This window comes from Pseudomonas sp. GW101-3H06, assembly GCF_059424605.1.
Genome location: NZ_JBWKZO010000001.1, coordinates 366,537 through 382,035, shown reverse-complemented (window position 1 = coordinate 382,035; position 15,499 = coordinate 366,537). Strand labels below are relative to the sequence as shown.

Annotated in this window: 15 protein-coding genes; 11 read left to right on the top strand and 4 right to left on the bottom strand. The window is 59.4% G+C overall.

The genetic code is table 11. The annotated features are described in order from the left end of the window. The first annotated feature begins 132 nt into the window (after positions 1-132). The 4 genes from tauA to tauD are packed head-to-tail and all read left to right on the top strand — an operon-like array spanning position 133 to position 3,645. The gene (gene tauA, locus AC07ZE_RS01790) at positions 133-1,110 is read left to right on the top strand and encodes a taurine ABC transporter substrate-binding protein (protein WP_095192383.1); all 978 of its coding nucleotides are present in this window, start codon (positions 133-135) and stop codon (positions 1,108-1,110) included. 16 nt (positions 1,111-1,126) lie between these two features. Beyond that, positions 1,127-1,921 (top strand): taurine ABC transporter ATP-binding subunit, encoded by a 795-nt coding sequence (tauB, locus tag AC07ZE_RS01785; RefSeq protein WP_207260430.1) that lies wholly within the window; start codon positions 1,127-1,129, stop codon positions 1,919-1,921. Next, a complete protein-coding gene (gene tauC, locus AC07ZE_RS01780; RefSeq protein ID WP_207260428.1) occupies positions 1,918-2,751 on the top strand; it encodes a taurine ABC transporter permease TauC in 834 nt (277 codons plus the stop codon). Before tauB ends, tauC begins: the two co-directional genes overlap by 4 nt. A 51-nt stretch (positions 2,752-2,802) precedes the next feature. Next, positions 2,803-3,645, top strand: coding sequence for a taurine dioxygenase (tauD, locus tag AC07ZE_RS01775; protein WP_207260427.1), 843 nt, complete (start codon positions 2,803-2,805; stop codon positions 3,643-3,645). Between the two features lie 143 nt (positions 3,646-3,788). Here the strand turns inward: tauD and mgrA are convergent, their stop codons facing one another. Beyond that, complete coding sequence (gene mgrA, locus AC07ZE_RS01770) at positions 3,789-4,826, bottom strand: L-glyceraldehyde 3-phosphate reductase (protein ID WP_207260421.1); 1,038 nt, start codon at positions 4,824-4,826, stop codon at positions 3,789-3,791. Between the two features lie 156 nt (positions 4,827-4,982). Then, positions 4,983-5,873: a LysR family transcriptional regulator gene (locus AC07ZE_RS01765; protein ID WP_207260416.1), complete on the bottom strand. Its 891-nt coding sequence runs from the start codon at positions 5,871-5,873 to the stop codon at positions 4,983-4,985. 115 nt (positions 5,874-5,988) lie between these two features. On the opposite strand from AC07ZE_RS01765, the gene AC07ZE_RS01760 reads away from it, so the two are divergent. Beyond that, positions 5,989-6,729, top strand: a complete 741-nt coding sequence (locus tag AC07ZE_RS01760; RefSeq protein ID WP_207260413.1) for an SDR family oxidoreductase — start codon at positions 5,989-5,991, stop codon at positions 6,727-6,729. 89 nt (positions 6,730-6,818) lie between these two features. Next, positions 6,819-7,079 (top strand): hypothetical protein, encoded by a 261-nt coding sequence (locus tag AC07ZE_RS01755; RefSeq protein WP_207260411.1) that lies wholly within the window; start codon positions 6,819-6,821, stop codon positions 7,077-7,079. 8 nt (positions 7,080-7,087) lie between these two features. Here the strand turns inward: AC07ZE_RS01755 and betT are convergent, their stop codons facing one another. Then, positions 7,088-9,043, bottom strand: a complete 1,956-nt coding sequence (betT, locus tag AC07ZE_RS01750) for a choline BCCT transporter BetT (RefSeq protein ID WP_207267742.1) — start codon at positions 9,041-9,043, stop codon at positions 7,088-7,090. Between the two features lie 400 nt (positions 9,044-9,443). Further along, positions 9,444-10,370 (bottom strand): serine O-acetyltransferase EpsC, encoded by a 927-nt coding sequence (epsC, locus tag AC07ZE_RS01745; protein ID WP_095192392.1) that lies wholly within the window; start codon positions 10,368-10,370, stop codon positions 9,444-9,446. A gap of 190 nt (positions 10,371-10,560) precedes the next feature. Here epsC and AC07ZE_RS01740 point away from each other — a divergent pair, with 190 nt between their 5' ends. The 5 genes from AC07ZE_RS01740 (at position 10,561) to AC07ZE_RS01720 (ending at position 15,326) form a co-directional block, all read left to right on the top strand. Beyond that, positions 10,561-11,553 (top strand): D-cysteine desulfhydrase, encoded by a 993-nt coding sequence (locus AC07ZE_RS01740; protein ID WP_207260409.1) that lies wholly within the window; start codon positions 10,561-10,563, stop codon positions 11,551-11,553. Between the two features lie 322 nt (positions 11,554-11,875). Continuing rightward, entirely contained in the window at positions 11,876-12,670 is a 795-nt protein-coding gene (tcyJ, locus tag AC07ZE_RS01735; RefSeq protein WP_137805931.1) for a cystine ABC transporter substrate-binding protein, read from the top strand. Continuing rightward, the gene (gene tcyL / locus AC07ZE_RS01730) at positions 12,670-13,335 is read left to right on the top strand and encodes a cystine ABC transporter permease (RefSeq protein ID WP_170948607.1); all 666 of its coding nucleotides are present in this window, start codon (positions 12,670-12,672) and stop codon (positions 13,333-13,335) included. Before tcyJ ends, tcyL begins: the two co-directional genes overlap by 1 nt. 4 nt (positions 13,336-13,339) lie before the next feature. Then, positions 13,340-14,095 carry an L-cystine ABC transporter ATP-binding protein TcyN gene (gene tcyN, locus AC07ZE_RS01725; protein WP_207260406.1) on the top strand — a complete coding sequence of 252 codons (756 nt, stop codon included), beginning with the start codon at positions 13,340-13,342 and terminating at the stop codon, positions 14,093-14,095. Positions 14,096-14,555: 460 nt separating this feature from the next. Continuing rightward, positions 14,556-15,326 (top strand): hypothetical protein, encoded by a 771-nt coding sequence (locus AC07ZE_RS01720; protein ID WP_207260404.1) that lies wholly within the window; start codon positions 14,556-14,558, stop codon positions 15,324-15,326. The last annotated feature ends 173 nt before the right edge of the window (positions 15,327-15,499 follow it).

Below are 15,499 nucleotides of genomic sequence, written 5' to 3'. Positions count from 1 at the left end.
ATAGCGATTTACACTCCTGCTTAGAATTTTCCGCTCATAAGCTCATTCGAAAAAGTTATTTATTTTCGAATTCTTATATCATTTAGTCTCCTTTTCACACCGACTCTCGGTCGCCTGACAAGGAGCTTTCCCATGAAACTGACTTTCCCTCTTCGCTTGCTGGCGGCCGCATCTTTGGCTGCGGCGAGTTTGTTTGCCCAGGCGGCTGACGTCACCGTCGCCTACCAGACCACCGTTGACCCGGCGAAAGTCGCACAGGCTGACGGTGCTTACGAAAAAGCCACCAAGGCCGACATCAGCTGGCGAAAATTCGATAACGGTGCCGACATCATCGCCGCCATCGCCTCCGGCGACGTGCAGATCGGCTACCTCGGTTCCAGCCCGCTGACCGCGGCCATCACCCGCAAAGTCCCGGTGGAAACCTTCCTCATCGCCACCCAGATCGGCGCCGCCGAAGCCCTGGTGGCCCGCGACGGTTCCGGGATCAAGACTCCACAAGACCTGATCGGCAAGAAAATCGCCGTACCATTCGTTTCCACCGGTCACTACAGCCTGCTGGCCGCGTTGAAGCACTGGAACATCGACCCGTCGAAAGTCACCGTCCTCAACCTTGCCCCGCCGGCCATCATCGCGGCATGGAAACGCGGCGATATCGACGCCACCTACGTGTGGGATCCGGCACTCGGCGTAGCGAAAGAAAACGGCAAAGTGCTGATCACCTCCGGTGAACTGGCCAAGTTCGGCGCGCCAACCTTCGATGCCTGGATCGTGCGCAAGGACTTCGCCGAGAAGCACCCGGAAATCGTCACTGCTTTCGCCAAAGTGACCCTGGATGCCTACGCCGATTACCGCAAGGACCCGCAAGCCTGGCTCGCCAACCAAAGCAACGTCGACAAGCTGGTGAAACTCTCCGGCGCCAAGGCCAGCGACATTCCTCTGCTGCTGCAAGGCAACGTCTACCCACTGGCGGCCGATCAAGTGACCAGCCTCGGCGCACCGACCACTAAAGCCATTACCGATACGGCCGTGTTCCTCAAGGAGCAGGGCAAGGTTGAGGCGGTACTGCCGGACTACGCGCCATACGTCAGCGCCAAGTTCATCACCAACTGATCGGGAGTTAACCGCGATGGCCTTGCTACAGCTGGAGCGCATCAGCGCACAGTACCCAGGCAGCCCTACACCTGTGCTGGCGGATATTTCCCTGACCCTGGGGCCCCAGCAGTTGCTGGTCGCCCTCGGCCCGTCCGGCAGTGGCAAGACATCGCTGTTGAATCTGATTGCCGGTTTTGTCGAACCCAGCGCCGGACGTATCACCCTCGATGGCGTGCCAGTCAACGGTCCGAGCGCCGAACGCGGCGTGGTGTTTCAGGATGATGCCCTGCTGCCCTGGCAGGACGTGCTGGCCAATGTGGGTTTCGGCCTGGAACTGGCTGGCATCGCTCGGGACAAACGCGAAATCCGAGCCCGGGAAATGCTCGCGTTGGTGGACCTTTCCGGTTTTGAAAACCGCCGCATATGGCAGCTTTCAGGCGGCCAGAAACAACGCGTCGGCCTGGCCCGCGCGCTCGCCGCCGACCCGCGTGTGCTGCTGATGGACGAGCCTTTCGGCGCCCTCGACGCCTTTACCCGCGAACAGATGCAGGAACTGCTGTTGCAAGTCTGGCGCCGCACTGCAAAACCGGTCTTCCTGATTACCCACGACATTGAAGAAGCAGTGTTCCTCGCCACCGACCTGATTTTGCTGGCACCCAATCCCGGGCAAGTCGTTGAGCGTCTTAGCCTGGATTTCGGTCAGCGTTACGCCGCCGGTGAATCGGCCCGCTCGATCAAATCCGACCCGCGCTTTATCGAAACCCGCGAACACGTACTCGCCAAAGTGTTCTCCCAACGCAGTGCCATCCAGCGTCAGGAGCACGCATGAGCAGCTACGAAATCCCTGCCGCCGCGGTAAAAAACGGCACCACCGTGATTGCGCCCCGTCGCAGCTTAAGCACTCGCTGGATCAGCCTGCTGACGCTGGTGGTGCTCATTGTCATCTGGTGGGGCGTAACGGCGAGCGGTTTGATCGAACCGCTGTTCCTGCCGCCACCTTCCGCCGTGCTGCAAAAAGGCTGGCTACTGGTGACCAGCGGTTACATGGATTCGACCCTGTGGCAGCACTTGGGCGCGAGCCTCGGCCGAATTGGGCTGGGCCTTGGCTTTGCGGTACTCACTGCCGTGCCGGTCGGGATTGCCATCGGTGCCAACCGTATCGCCCGTGGCGTACTGGATCCGCTGATCGAGTTCTACCGCCCTATTCCGCCGTTGGCTTATCTGCCGTTGATCGTGATCTGGTGCGGCATCGGTGAACTGTCGAAAGTCCTGCTGATTTACCTGGCGATTTTCGCGCCGATCGCCATCGCGACCGCTACGGGCGTACGTACCGTCGACCCGGCCAAATTGCGCGCCGCGCAGTCGCTGGGCGCAACACGGTCGCAGTTGATTCGCCATGTGATTCTGCCGAGTGCGCTACCGGACATTTTGACCGGGGTGCGAATCGGCCTGGGCGTGGGCTGGTCGACGCTGGTCGCCGCCGAGCTGATCGCTGCCACCAGCGGTTTGGGCTTCATGGTGCAATCCGCCGCGCAGTTCCTGGTCACCGATGTGGTGGTGTTGGGGATTTTGGTGATCGCGCTGATCGCCTTCGCCATGGAAATGGGTTTGCGCGCCCTGCAACGCAAACTCGTGCCGTGGCATGGCCAGGCCCACTGATTTTCTTTCCTGCTCCCACAAAAGCTCGATACCTGATTTGAAGAGAAGACTATGAGTAATCTGACCATCGTCCCCTTAAGCTTCGCCCTCGGCGCGCAAATCAGCGGCGTCGATATCAGCCAGCCGCTGAACCTGGAGCAGCGCGACGCCATCGAGCAAGCGCTGCTCAAGCATCAGGTTCTGTTCTTCCGCGACCAGCCCATCACGCCGCAGCAACAGGCACGTTTCGCCGCCCATTTCGGCGACCTGCACATTCACCCGATCTACCCGAACGTCCCGGAGCAACCGGAGGTGCTGATCCTCGATACCGCTGTGACCGACGTGCGCGACAATGCGATCTGGCACACCGACGTGACCTTCCTGCCGACCCCGGCCATGGGCGCGGTACTCAGCGCCAAGCTGCTGCCGGCGTTTGGCGGCGATACCCTCTGGGCCAGTGGTATAGCTGCCTACGAAGCCTTGTCCGCACCGATGAAAACCCTGCTCGCAGGGTTGACCGCCACCCACGATTTTACCCGTTCGTTCCCGCTGGAACGCTACGGCAACACGCCTGAGGCACTGGCCCAATGGGAAGAAACACGACGCAAGAATCCGCCGCTGTCGCACCCGGTGATCCGCACGCACCCGGTGAGCGGGCGCCGTTCGCTGTTCGTCAATGAAGGCTTCACCTCAAAGATCAACGAATTGTCGGAGACCGAAAGCGAAGCGATTCTGAAGTTCCTGTTCGCCCACGCCACCCGACCGGAATTCACCATTCGCTGGCGCTGGCAGCAAGACGACATCGCGTTCTGGGACAACCGCGTGACCCAGCATTACGCGGTGGATGATTACCGGCCGGCACGGCGGGTGATGCAGCGGGCGACGGTGTTGGGGGATGTTCCGTTCTTTCGCTGAACCCTGAAGTGCTTTAGTGGCCTTGAAGGCCCTTCGCGAGCAGGCTCGCTCCCACAGGGTTTGTGTCAACACAGATCCACAGTGGGAGCGAGCCTGCTCGCGAATAGGCCGGAACAGGCACCGCAAAATCCGGCGCCCAACACTTACTCAGCCGTCGAAGGCTTCTCCCAAAGATTGATCCCACCCTCCTGGGCAAACCGATCAATCTCTGCCAACTCCTCTGCGCTAAAGCTCAAATTCTTCAACGCCCCGACGTTCTCGATGATCTGCTCCGGCCGGCTCGCGCCGATCAGCGCCGAGGTCACACGCGGATCACGCAGGGTCCAGGCCAGCGCCAGTTGCGCCAGGCTCTGACCACGACGCTTGGCAATTTCGTTCAACGCCCGCACATGAGCAATGTTGGCTTCGGACAGATGAGCAGCCTGCAACGAACCACCCCCCGGACGATTCACCCGCGCATCCGCCGGCACGCCGTTGAGGTACTTGTCCGTCAGCAATCCCTGCGCCAACGGCGTGAAGGCAATCACACCGGTGCCGAGTTCATCAGTGGTGTCCAACAGGTCTTTTTCCACCCAGCGATTGAGCAGGTTGTACGCTGGCTGATGGATCAGCAACGGCACTTTCCATTCTTTGAGCAACGCGGCCATTTCCCGGGTTTTCACCCCGGAATACGACGAAATGCCGATGTACAGCGCCTTGCCCTGTTGCACCGCAGCGGCCAGTGCGCTGGCGGTTTCTTCCAGCGGAGTATCTGGATCGAAACGGTGGGAGTAGAAGATGTCGACATAATCCAGACCCAAGCGTTGCAGGCTCTGGTCGAGGCTGGCAAGCACGTACTTGCGCGAACCGCCGCCCTGACCGTAAGGGCCGGGCCACATGTCCCAACCGGCCTTGCTGGAGATGATCAGCTCATCGCGATACTGCTTGAAGTCTTCACGCAGCAGCCGGCCAAAGTTGATTTCGGCGCTGCCGTACGGCGGGCCGTAGTTGTTGGCCAGGTCGAAATGGTTGATGCCCAGGTCGAACGCCGTACGCAACAGCGCACGCTGGGTGTCGATCGGCGTGCTGTCGCCAAAGTTGTGCCACAGGCCAAGGGACAATGCGGGCAGCACCAGCCCGCTGCGGCCCACGCGGCGGTAAGGGATGGAGTCATAACGGTTTTCGGCAGCGGTGTAAGTCATCGAATCCTCTCTTGTCGGTCTTGAATCTGGTCTCGACTGCTTCGCCAGTCGCCCAGCATACGCCCAGATAAACGCTAAAAAACCGTGGACTCGACTAATTGCTGAAACGTTTCACAGATTTCATCTTCGACGCATGACAAACGCAAAAAAAAACCTTTATCTCGCCCCCGCAAACACCTCCCCCAACCAATCCACAAACACCCGGACCCGAGGCGACATATGTCGGTTGTGCGGATAGAGCACCGAGACCGGCATCGGTGGCGGTGGTGTGTCGATGAGGATTTCCTTGATCAGCCCTTGGGCGATTTGCGTTTCCATACGGTAGTGCGGGCATTGGATCAGGCCGAGGCCGGCGATGGCCGAAGCGGCGTAGATTTCTGCGCCAGACACCGACACCGCGCCTTCGATAGTCACTTCCCTGAGCTGGCCATCGACCATGAATTCGAAGGGGAACTGCTTGGCGGTGGTGCGGGAAACGTAGTTGACGGCGCGGTGATTTTTCAGGTCGTCGAGGCTTTTCGGTTCGCCATACTTACGCAGGTAGGCGGGACTGGCGCAGGTGATCTGGCGCAAGCTGGCAACACGTTTGCCGATCAGGGCGGAGTCGCTCAGAGTGCCGGCTCGCAGCACGCAGTCGACGCCTTCGCCGATCAGATCAACCAGGCGGTCGGCTTCGCTGATGGACAGTTCGATGTCCGGGTAACGCGCCATGAATTGCGGCAAGGCCGGGATCACGAAATGCCTGGCCAAGGTGCCATGCAAATCCACGCGCAATCGTCCCTTTGGTGCCACGCTGCGAAATGCCAGTTCGGCCTCTTCCAGCTCAGCCAGCAATTGCACACAACGCCGGTAGTACGCCTCACCATCCAGCGTTGGGCGCACCTTGCGCGTGCTGCGCTCCAGTAGACGTGTACCGAGCCAGGCTTCGAACTGGTTCAGGGTGTGGGTCAGCGTCGCGCGCGGCAGATCCAGGTCATTCGCGGCCAGGGTAAAGCTGCTGCGCTCATAGATCCGGACGAACACTTTCATCGCTTTGACCTGATCCACAGCGGGCTCCTCGATTGTTGGCGATTTTTGAACAGTCAAGGCAACTCTGGTGCATTTATCGGCCTGAGTAAACATGTGAAATTGGCTTCACACCCCATCAACAGGAACACCGCCCATGACCTCTCAAACTTCGAAAGTGGCTATCGTCACCGGTGCCTCTCGCGGCATCGGCGCAGTCATCGCCAAGCAACTGGCCAGCGAAGGTTTCGCTGTCGCCATTAACTACGCCAGCAGCGCCAGCGAAGCGTCCAGATTGGTGGTGGAATTGCGTCAGGCCGGCCATCGAGCCATAGCGATCATGGCTGACGTAGCCAAGGCTGACGACGTGCGCCGGATGTTCGACGAGACCGAAACACAGTTGGGCAAGGTCGATGTGTTGGTGAACAACGCCGGCATTCTCAAGGTCATGCCGTTGGCGCAACACAGCGACGAGTTGTTTGAGCAAACCTTCGACATTCACGCCCGCGGTACTTTCAACACCCTGCGTGAGGCCGCTACGCGTCTGAACAGCGGTGGCCGGATCATCAACTTCTCCAGCAGCACCGTCGGTCTGAACCTGCCGGGCTATGCCGTGTACATCGCCAGCAAAGCGGCTGTGGAGTCCCTGACCCAGGTGTTTGCCAAGGAAATGCGCGGGCGCAACATCACCGTCAATGCGGTAGCGCCCGGGCCGGTTGCGACTGATCTGTTTTTGCATGGCAAGAGTGAGGAGCAGATCCAGAATTTCGCCAACATGGCACCGCTGGAGCGTTTGGGGCAGCCGGAAGATATCGCCCGCGTCGTGTCCTTTTTGGCCGGGCCGGAGTCGGCGTGGGTCAACGGGCAGATTCTGCGGGTCAATGGTGGGTTGGTTTAACTATGCTCAAGCTGATACCGAGGTGAACCGCGAACCCTGCTCGCGAAGGCAGCCTCAAGGGCAATCACATCTGCAGGACAAAACCCAACATGCACACCACCATCATCATCACCTTCGGCCTGATCCTCCTCGCCCTGATGCTCTACATCGGCGAAAAAATCGGCTTCACCCGCTCAGTCCTGGCTTACAGCTTTATCGTGCTGTGGCTGGCGCTGACGTTGATCAATGGCGCGGTCGGCATGGTTCACGCCGGCCAGCCATTAAGTACAGAGCTGGTGGTCGGCAGCGCCGTGTTCGGTGTCCCGGTGGCGGCGCTGGTGTTGTTCATGGTGCTGACCACCGAGACGTGAAAACCCGATCAACGCACCAGGTGCAAGAACTGCATGTGCCGCTCGTACTGATCAAGGATGTCGTTGATCACCTGCTCGCGGGTATAACCCACCAGATCGTAATCTTGACTGCCCTCGCTCAAATGCACCTCGGCCCGATAGTAACGACGGTTGTTGAGCTCTTTGGAGCCCATGCCGCCACGGGCGAACGACGGCGTGAAATAGCCGCGCATCTGCACCTGGTAGATAAACGGATGCTGATCGCCATGGCCGATCTCCAGACTGACACTGTCATTGACCGGTTCGGGATGAGTAACGACGCTAAGCCCTTTTTCGATGAACACCGCCGACACCTCTTCGATGGCCGGCCGTACTGTCGAATCGAGGAAGCGATACACCTCGTCCCGCGATGGAAAATGCACCGCCTGACTCAGGCGCTGGCGCCAACCACCACGCCGCGAACCGGACACCGGCGCCAGGGAATGCATTTGCGCGATTTGCTTTTGCGATTCCAGATAAAACGCTTTGTGCAGCCCCCACATCATCAATAGCAAGATCAGCGAGAACGGCAGCGAGGTCAGCACCACCGCCGACTTCAGCGCATCAATGCTGCCGGAGAACAGCAGCGCACTGGTCACCAACGCGGTCATCGCGCCCCAGAACACCCGTAGCCATTTCGGCCCGTCTTCATCCGGGCCACCCCCCTTGGCGGACAGCGTCGACAGCACCACGGTGCCGGAGTCAGCGGAAGTGACGAAGAACACGAAACTGATGAACACCGTGACTGCAATCACGGTTTTGCTCCACGGGTAGGTTTCCAGCAACAGGTAAAGGGTCATCGACGGGTTGTCGAGGGCCGACATCCCCAGCGCTGACATGCCGTGATTGAGCACCTGATCGATCGCGCTGTTGCCGAAAATCGACATCCACGCCAGGGTAAAACCCAGCGGAATCAACAGCACGCCGAAGACGAATTCGCGGATGGTCCGGCCACGGGAAATCCGCGCGATGAACAGGCCCACGAACGGCGACCAGGCAATCCACCAGGCCCAATAGAACACTGTCCAGCCACCCAACCAGTCGCTGGGCTTGTCGTAGGCATACAGGTCGAAACTCTTCATCGGCAAGGCGCCGAGGTAATCACCGAGGTTCTGGATCAAGGTGTTGAGCAGGTGCTGCGTGGGGCCGGCGAACAACACGAACAGCAGCAGCGCGCAGGCCAGCAGCATGTTGATGTCGGACATCACCCGCACGCCTTTATCGACGCCCGACACCGCCACAATGATCGCCGCGCCCATCATCAGCGTGATCAGTCCGACTTGAATCCACTGGGTATGGGCGATGCCGAACAGGTAGTCCAGACCCGAGTTAAGGTGCAACACACCAAAGCCCATGTCGGCGCCGAGGCCGAACACCGTGGCGATGATGCCGAAGCCGTCCACCGCGTAACCGATGGGGCCATTGATGCGCTTGCCGATCAGCGGATACAGCGCCGAGCGCAGGGCCAGCGGCAGGTTATGGCGGTAAGCGAAGTAGGCCAGCGCCATGCCGACAAAAGCGAACACCCCCCAACCATGCAGCCCCCAGTGCAGAAACAGAACCTGCATTGCCTGGCGCGCCGCATCCGCCGTGCCCGCCTCGCCTTGCGGCGGCTGCAGCATGTGGGTCAAGGGTTCGGACACGCAGAAGAAAAACAAGGTGATGCTGATCCCGGCGGCGAACAGCATGCCCGCCCAGGACAGGTAACTGAATTCGGGCTCGTCGTGGTCGGCACCGAGTTTGATCTTGCCGTAGCCCGATAACGCGGTGACCACCACGAAGACCAGATACAGGGTCATCGCCAGCAGGTAGTACCAGCCAACCGTGTTGGCCGCCCAGTTTTGCGCCGCCAGAAGCCAGGCACCGGCCTGCTCGGGCATGGCCATGACCACAACGCCGAACAACAGAATGAAGCTCGCCGCGAACCAGAACACCGGCGGGTTCATGCGGACCTGGCCGCTTGAAGGAATTGATGATGCACTCATGAACGGTGCACCTCGAAGGGGTAAATCGTGGCTGTAGAAATCGGACTCAGCAAAGGCAAGCCTCCTGTTGTGAGCGGGCAGCGAACCACCGGTTTAACTTGAATGAACGTTCAAGTTAAACATGGATAGGGTGCTAAGGACTAATCGCAGGGCTGGGCGGTCGTGTTTGAACACTAGCTCAAGCAGGGGTTTGAGGCGGGGTTTGGGGGATTCGCTCAGTGGAGAATTGGCCGAATGCCATTGTCTCTATACAGCTTGAAATCATTCGCGAGCAGGCTCGCTCCCACAATAGGAATGCATTTCCCTGTGGGAGCGAGCCTGTTCGCCAAGAGGCCGGTTCAGTCACCGAAGCTTCAAGACCTTACTTCTGCGTCCCATCATCATGCTGCAGATTCGCCTGGGTCAGGTTACTGCCCGCCGGCACGCTGCGGGTCAGCCAGACGTTACCGCCGATGGTCGAACCCTTGCCGATGGTAATCCGCCCCAGAATCGTCGCCCCGGCGTAGATCACCACATCATCCTCGACAATCGGATGCCGCGGCTGGCCCTTCTGCAACTGACCGTCTTCATCCGCCGGGAAGCGCTTGGCGCCCAAGGTCACGGCCTGATAAATCCGCACCCGCTCGCCAATGATCGCGGTCTCGCCGATCACCACGCCGGTCCCGTGATCAATGAAGAAACTGCGGCCGATCTGCGCGCCGGGGTGAATGTCGATGCCAGTGGCCGAGTGGGCGATTTCCGCGCTGATCCGCGCCAGCAACGGCAGCCCGGCGCGATACAAATGGTGGGCCAGGCGATGGTGAATCACCGCCAGAATGCCCGGATAGCACAACAGCACCTCATCGACGCTGCGCGCCGCCGGATCGCCGTGATACGCCGCCAGCACGTCGGTGTCCAGCAGGCTGCGCAGCCCCGGCAGAGCGAGGGCGAAATCCTGAATGATCTGGATGGTTTTGGCCTCGACCTCGTTCTCGGCCTGGGCACTGTGGCGCGCGGCATAGCGCAATTCGAGTCGCGCCTGGGCCAACAGCGCATTCAACGCGACATCAAGGGTGTGGCCGACGTAGAAGTCTTCACTTTCTTCGCGCAGGTCCACCGGGCCCAGACGCATCGGGAACAGCGCACCACACAAGGCTTCGAGAATCTCCGCCATGGCCGCCCGGGACGGCAACTCGCGACCACCCTGCTCGGTGCTGGCGCGGCCGTTTTGCGCACGCCACTGGTCACGCGCGGTGCGCAGCTGGCTGACGATGGTCTGCAATTGCCAATGGCTGGAACGCTCACTCACGGTAAAAACTCCTCACGGGCGGCCGGACTGTCTGGCCGCACTGACGGCGATTACTTTACGGCAAGGTCCGCGAGCCAAATTAAGAACCAATTGTGCTGTGGTAAGCACCATTGGCTATAAGCGATTGAAGGTTGCCCAGTCTTTTGGGCGTGCCTATAGTCCTTTGATCATTCACGGCCAGTACGGACTCATGATCAAACAACAGCTTGCCCGCTTTAACCGTCTCGACCTGCTCGGTCAGCCCACCGCCCTGGAAAAACTCGAACGTCTGTCGACCTGGCTGGGCCGCGATCTGTACGTCAAACGCGATGACCTGACACCACTGGCCATGGGTGGCAACAAGCTGCGCAAACTCGAATACCTCGCCGCCGACGCCTTGGCCCAGGGTGCCGACACCTTGATCACCGCTGGCGCCCTGCAATCGAACCACGTACGCCAGACTGCCGCGATTGCCGCCAAGCTAGGCCTCGGCTGCGTCGCCCTGCTGGAAAATCCCCTCGGCACCGACGACGCCAACTATGTCGGCAACGGCAATCGGCTGTTGCTGGACCTGTTCGATGCCAAGGTCGAGCAGGTGGAAAACCTCGACAATGCCGACGACCAATTGCACGCCCTGGCTTCTCGTCTGCGCAGCAATGGCAAGAAACCATATCTGGTACCGATTGGTGGCTCCAACGCACTGGGCGCCCTGGGTTACGTGCGTGCCGGGCTGGAACTGGCCGAGCAGATCAAGGACACAGGGCTGAATTTTGCCGCCGTCGTCCTGGCCTCGGGCAGCGCCGGAACACACAGCGGCCTGGCGCTGGCACTGAGCGAAGCGCTGCCGGATTTGCCGGTGATCGGCGTCACGGTTTCGCGCAGCGAAGAAGATCAGTTCCCGAAAGTGCAAAGCCTGGCGGAGCGCACCGCCGAGTTGCTGGGTGTGAACCTGCCGGAGCGTTTCAAGGTCGAGTTGTGGGACGAATATTTCGGGCCGCGCTATGGTGAGCCGAACGCCGGGACATTGGCGGCGGTGAAGCTGGTGGCAAGTCAGGAAGGCCTGCTGCTCGACCCGGTCTACACCGGCAAGGCCATGGCCGGATTGCTCGATGGCATCGGGCGTCAGCGTTTCGATGAAGGGCCGATCATCTTCCTGCACACCGGCGGGGCGCCAGCGTTGTTTGCCTACAAGGATTTTCTGTGACCCTGCAGGAGCAGCCGGTCGACGCTCGAATACTCGCGATGAACGACAGGGCACCCTGGGGTGCCAGGTTGACAGCGTTATCGTTGACGACCATCGCGAGCAAGTTCGCTCCCACAGGAAAAACCCTAAGTATTCAAAATTGGAATAACAAATAGAAAAATCATTATTTTCTATTCTAAAAACGCCATCATATAGTCATGCTATACGCGAATTTCCCGAGAGACGCGTTCGCTGCTTTAAGGCAGGATAGCGCTGTCGTCCAATTCCCGATTTCGCCAACCTTTTTAAAAGCGTCTTCCATAAGAAAACACAGGGGCTTGTCATGAATTTTTCCGCATTACGTCGAAATCTGCTGGTGGGTTCGCTGGGCCTGGCACTGAGCGCTGGCCTGATTGGCCAGGCGGTTGCCGGTGAACAGCTGCAACAGATCAAGGACAAAGGCGTTATCAACGTCGGCCTGGAAGGCACTTACCCGCCATTCAGTTTCGTCGACGCCGACGGCAAACTGGCCGGCTTCGAAGTCGAATTCTCCGAGGCCCTGGCCAAAGAGCTGGGCGTGAAGGTCAAACTGCAACCGACCAAATGGGACGGCATCCTCGCGGCGCTGGAATCCAAGCGTCTGGACGCCGTGATCAACCAGGTGACCATTTCCGAAGAGCGCAAGAAGAAGTATGACTTCTCCGAGCCGTACACCGTTTCCGGGATTCAGGCGCTGACCCTGACCAAGAACAAAGACACCATCAAGACCGCTGCCGACCTGAGTGGCAAGAAAGTCGGCGTAGGCCTGGGCACCAACTACGAGCAGTGGGTCAAAGCCAATGTGCCGGGCGCTGACGTGCGCACCTACGAAGATGATCCGACCAAGTTCCAGGACCTGCGTGTCGGCCGCATCGATGCCATCCTGATCGACCGTCTGGCCGCGCTGGAATACGCCAGGAAGGCCAAGGACACCGCGGCTGCCGGTGAAGCGTTCTCCCGCCAGGAAGCCGGCATTGCCCTGCGCAAAGGCGAGCCTGAGCTGCTGGCAGCTGTGAACAAAGCCATCGACAAGCTGCGTGCCGACGGTACGCTGAAAAAGCTTTCGGAAAAATATTTCAGCGCTGACGTCACTCAATAATGGAAGAGGCTTTTCAACTCGCACTGGACTCCGCGCCCTTCTTGCTGAAGGGCGCGTACTACACAGTGATCTTGAGCCTGGGCGGGATGTTTTTCGGCCTGGTGATGGGGTTCGGCCTGGCGCTTATGCGCCTGTCGCGCTTCAAGCTGGTGAGCTGGATCGCCCGCATCTACGTGTCGTTCTTTCGCGGCACGCCGTTGCTGGTGCAACTGTTCGTGATCTATTACGGCCTGCCGCAATTGGGTCTGGAACTCGATCCGCTGCCGGCGGCCCTGATCGGCTTTTCGCTGAACATGGCTGCCTACGCCTGTGAAATCCTGCGGGCCGCGATCAGCTCCATCGAGCGCGGCCAGTGGGAAGCCGCTGCCAGTATCGGCATGACCCGCGCGCAAACCCTGCGCCGGGCCATCTTGCCGCAGGCGATGCGCACTGCATTGCCGCCGCTGGGCAACAGCTTCATTTCGCTGGTCAAGGACACCGCGCTGGCAGCCACCATCCAGGTGCCGGAGTTGTTCCGTCAGGCACAACTGATCACCGCCCGTACCTTCGAAATTTTCACCATGTACCTTGCCGCCGCGCTGATCTACTGGGTCCTGGCCACGGTGCTGTCGCACCTGCAGAACCAGTTGGAAGCCCGGGTCAATCGGCACGATCTGGAGTCCTGACCCAATGATTGTCGTGGAAAAACTGACAAAGCAGTTCAAGGGTCAAGTCGTGCTCAACGGCATCGATCTGCAAGTGAAGGAAGGTGAGGTCGTGGCTATCATCGGGCCCAGCGGCTCGGGCAAGACCACGTTCCTGCGTTGCCTGAACTTCCTGGAAGAACCCACCAGCGGCCGGATCAAGGTCGGCGACATCGAAATCGATGGCAGCCGTCCATTGAACCAGCAGCAGGGCCTGGTGCGCCGTTTGCGCCAGCACGTGGGCTTCGTGTTCCAGAACTTCAACCTGTTCCCCCATCGCACTGCCCTGGAAAACGTCATCGAAGGCCCTATTGTTGTAAAGAAGGTCCCGCGTGACGATGCCATTGCCCTGGCTAAAAAGCTGTTGGCCAAGGTAGGACTGGCGGGCAAGGAAGACGCGTATCCGCGCCGTCTCTCGGGGGGCCAGCAACAACGCGTGGCGATTGCCCGTGCGCTGGCGATGGAACCGGAAGTGATCCTGTTCGACGAACCGACCTCAGCCCTCGACCCGGAGCTGGTCGGCGAAGTGCTGGCGACTATCCGCGGCCTGGCCGAGGAGAATCGCACCATGGTCATCGTGACCCACGAAATGGCCTTCGCCCGTGATGTGGCTAATCGTGTGGTGTTTTTCGACAAGGGCGTGATCGTCGAACAAGGTGAAGCCAAGGCGCTGTTTGCCAACCCGAAAGAAGAACGCACCAAGCAGTTTCTCAGCAAGTTCCTGAACAACTCACACAGCTGAAAACTTCCTGAAAAAAGTTGTCAACTTCCACGGACGGAAGTTACTACCCTCTCGCAACACCCTACAATTACCGAAGTTGAACAACAGACTTTTTGTCAGCTTGCGCTGTACATATTTATATTTTTCCTGCCTGCACGCCCAGCAATGGCGAACCGCCAAAAGCCTATGACACAGGCACTTCATCCATAACCCCCCCATCACTTATAGTCAACTTCGACGCAACCATAGCGTTTATTAACTTGCCGGCGTAGGAACTTTCTGAATAACACGCGTTTTTGTATCCGGCCAACTCACTCCATTGACACCCCTTCATGCTCGCTCTTATCTAGTCTCCAACCGGCGCCCTTCATTGCGCCCGCTCATTATTTCAACTCAAAGTAATGAACGGCTTTGCTACTGAAACTTCATATCTTCTTTTTTCAGACATGAACTTCGCTGCAAGTCTTCAAGGAGACGTTCCATGACAAGCATTTCGAACCAAGCCAGGCTTGCGGCCCCGACCCTGGCGCAATCTCACAAGACCGACATCAACATCGCCTGCGCCGCGCACTTGCTGATCGACATTGCGCCCTACCCCACAATGGACAAGGGAGACCTGATCGAACTGTTCTGGGACAGCTGCTACGTCGCTTCCCGGGTGCTGACAGCCACTGACGTCGGCCAGCCGGTTCAGCTGCGGGTACCCGAAAGTTTCATCACCAACGGTACCGCACGCATCCACTACCGGATCATGCAGGTGGGCCGAGGCCAGGCGGTGTCAGCCGCCCGGCGCGTGCAGGTCAAACTGGACTGTCCAGGTGGCCAGCCATCAGCCTTGTGCGGCGACGAAAACCAAGGCCTGGCGCCGGTGAGCATTCCCGCAACGATTCGCCGTCAGGGCGTGAATCCGAACCAGATCAAGCGCGGCGTACCGCTGACCATCGAGCCTTATCGGAACATGGCGGTCGACGACGAAATCACCCTGCGCTGGGGCGATGTGCGCATGGATCTGCCAAGGCTCAAGGCGGGCGATGTCGGCAAACCCATCCAGGTCTGGGTGCCGCCGGCGATCATTGTCGAGGCTGGTGAAGATCTGCGGCTGGAGGTGACTTACTGCATTCTCGACCGGGTGGGTAACAACTCGCGCTGGGCGCCGGCGCGGACGTTGAGGATTGGTTTTGCCAACCCATCCCTCAAATTGCCGCCGAAGAAAACGCATAAAGCCCCGAGAAAAACCTGCAACTCACTGTAGGGGCGAAGCTTGCTCGCGATGGACTCCATGCGCCGCGTTCAGCCAGAAAAGACGCGAAATCGTTAACGACCGTCGCGAGCAGCTCCCTCCCAAAGAAGCCGAATCAAACACTGAACTGTTGCTCTGGAAACAAGTGTTTATCTGCATACAGTTCGTGGTGACACACTTCTATA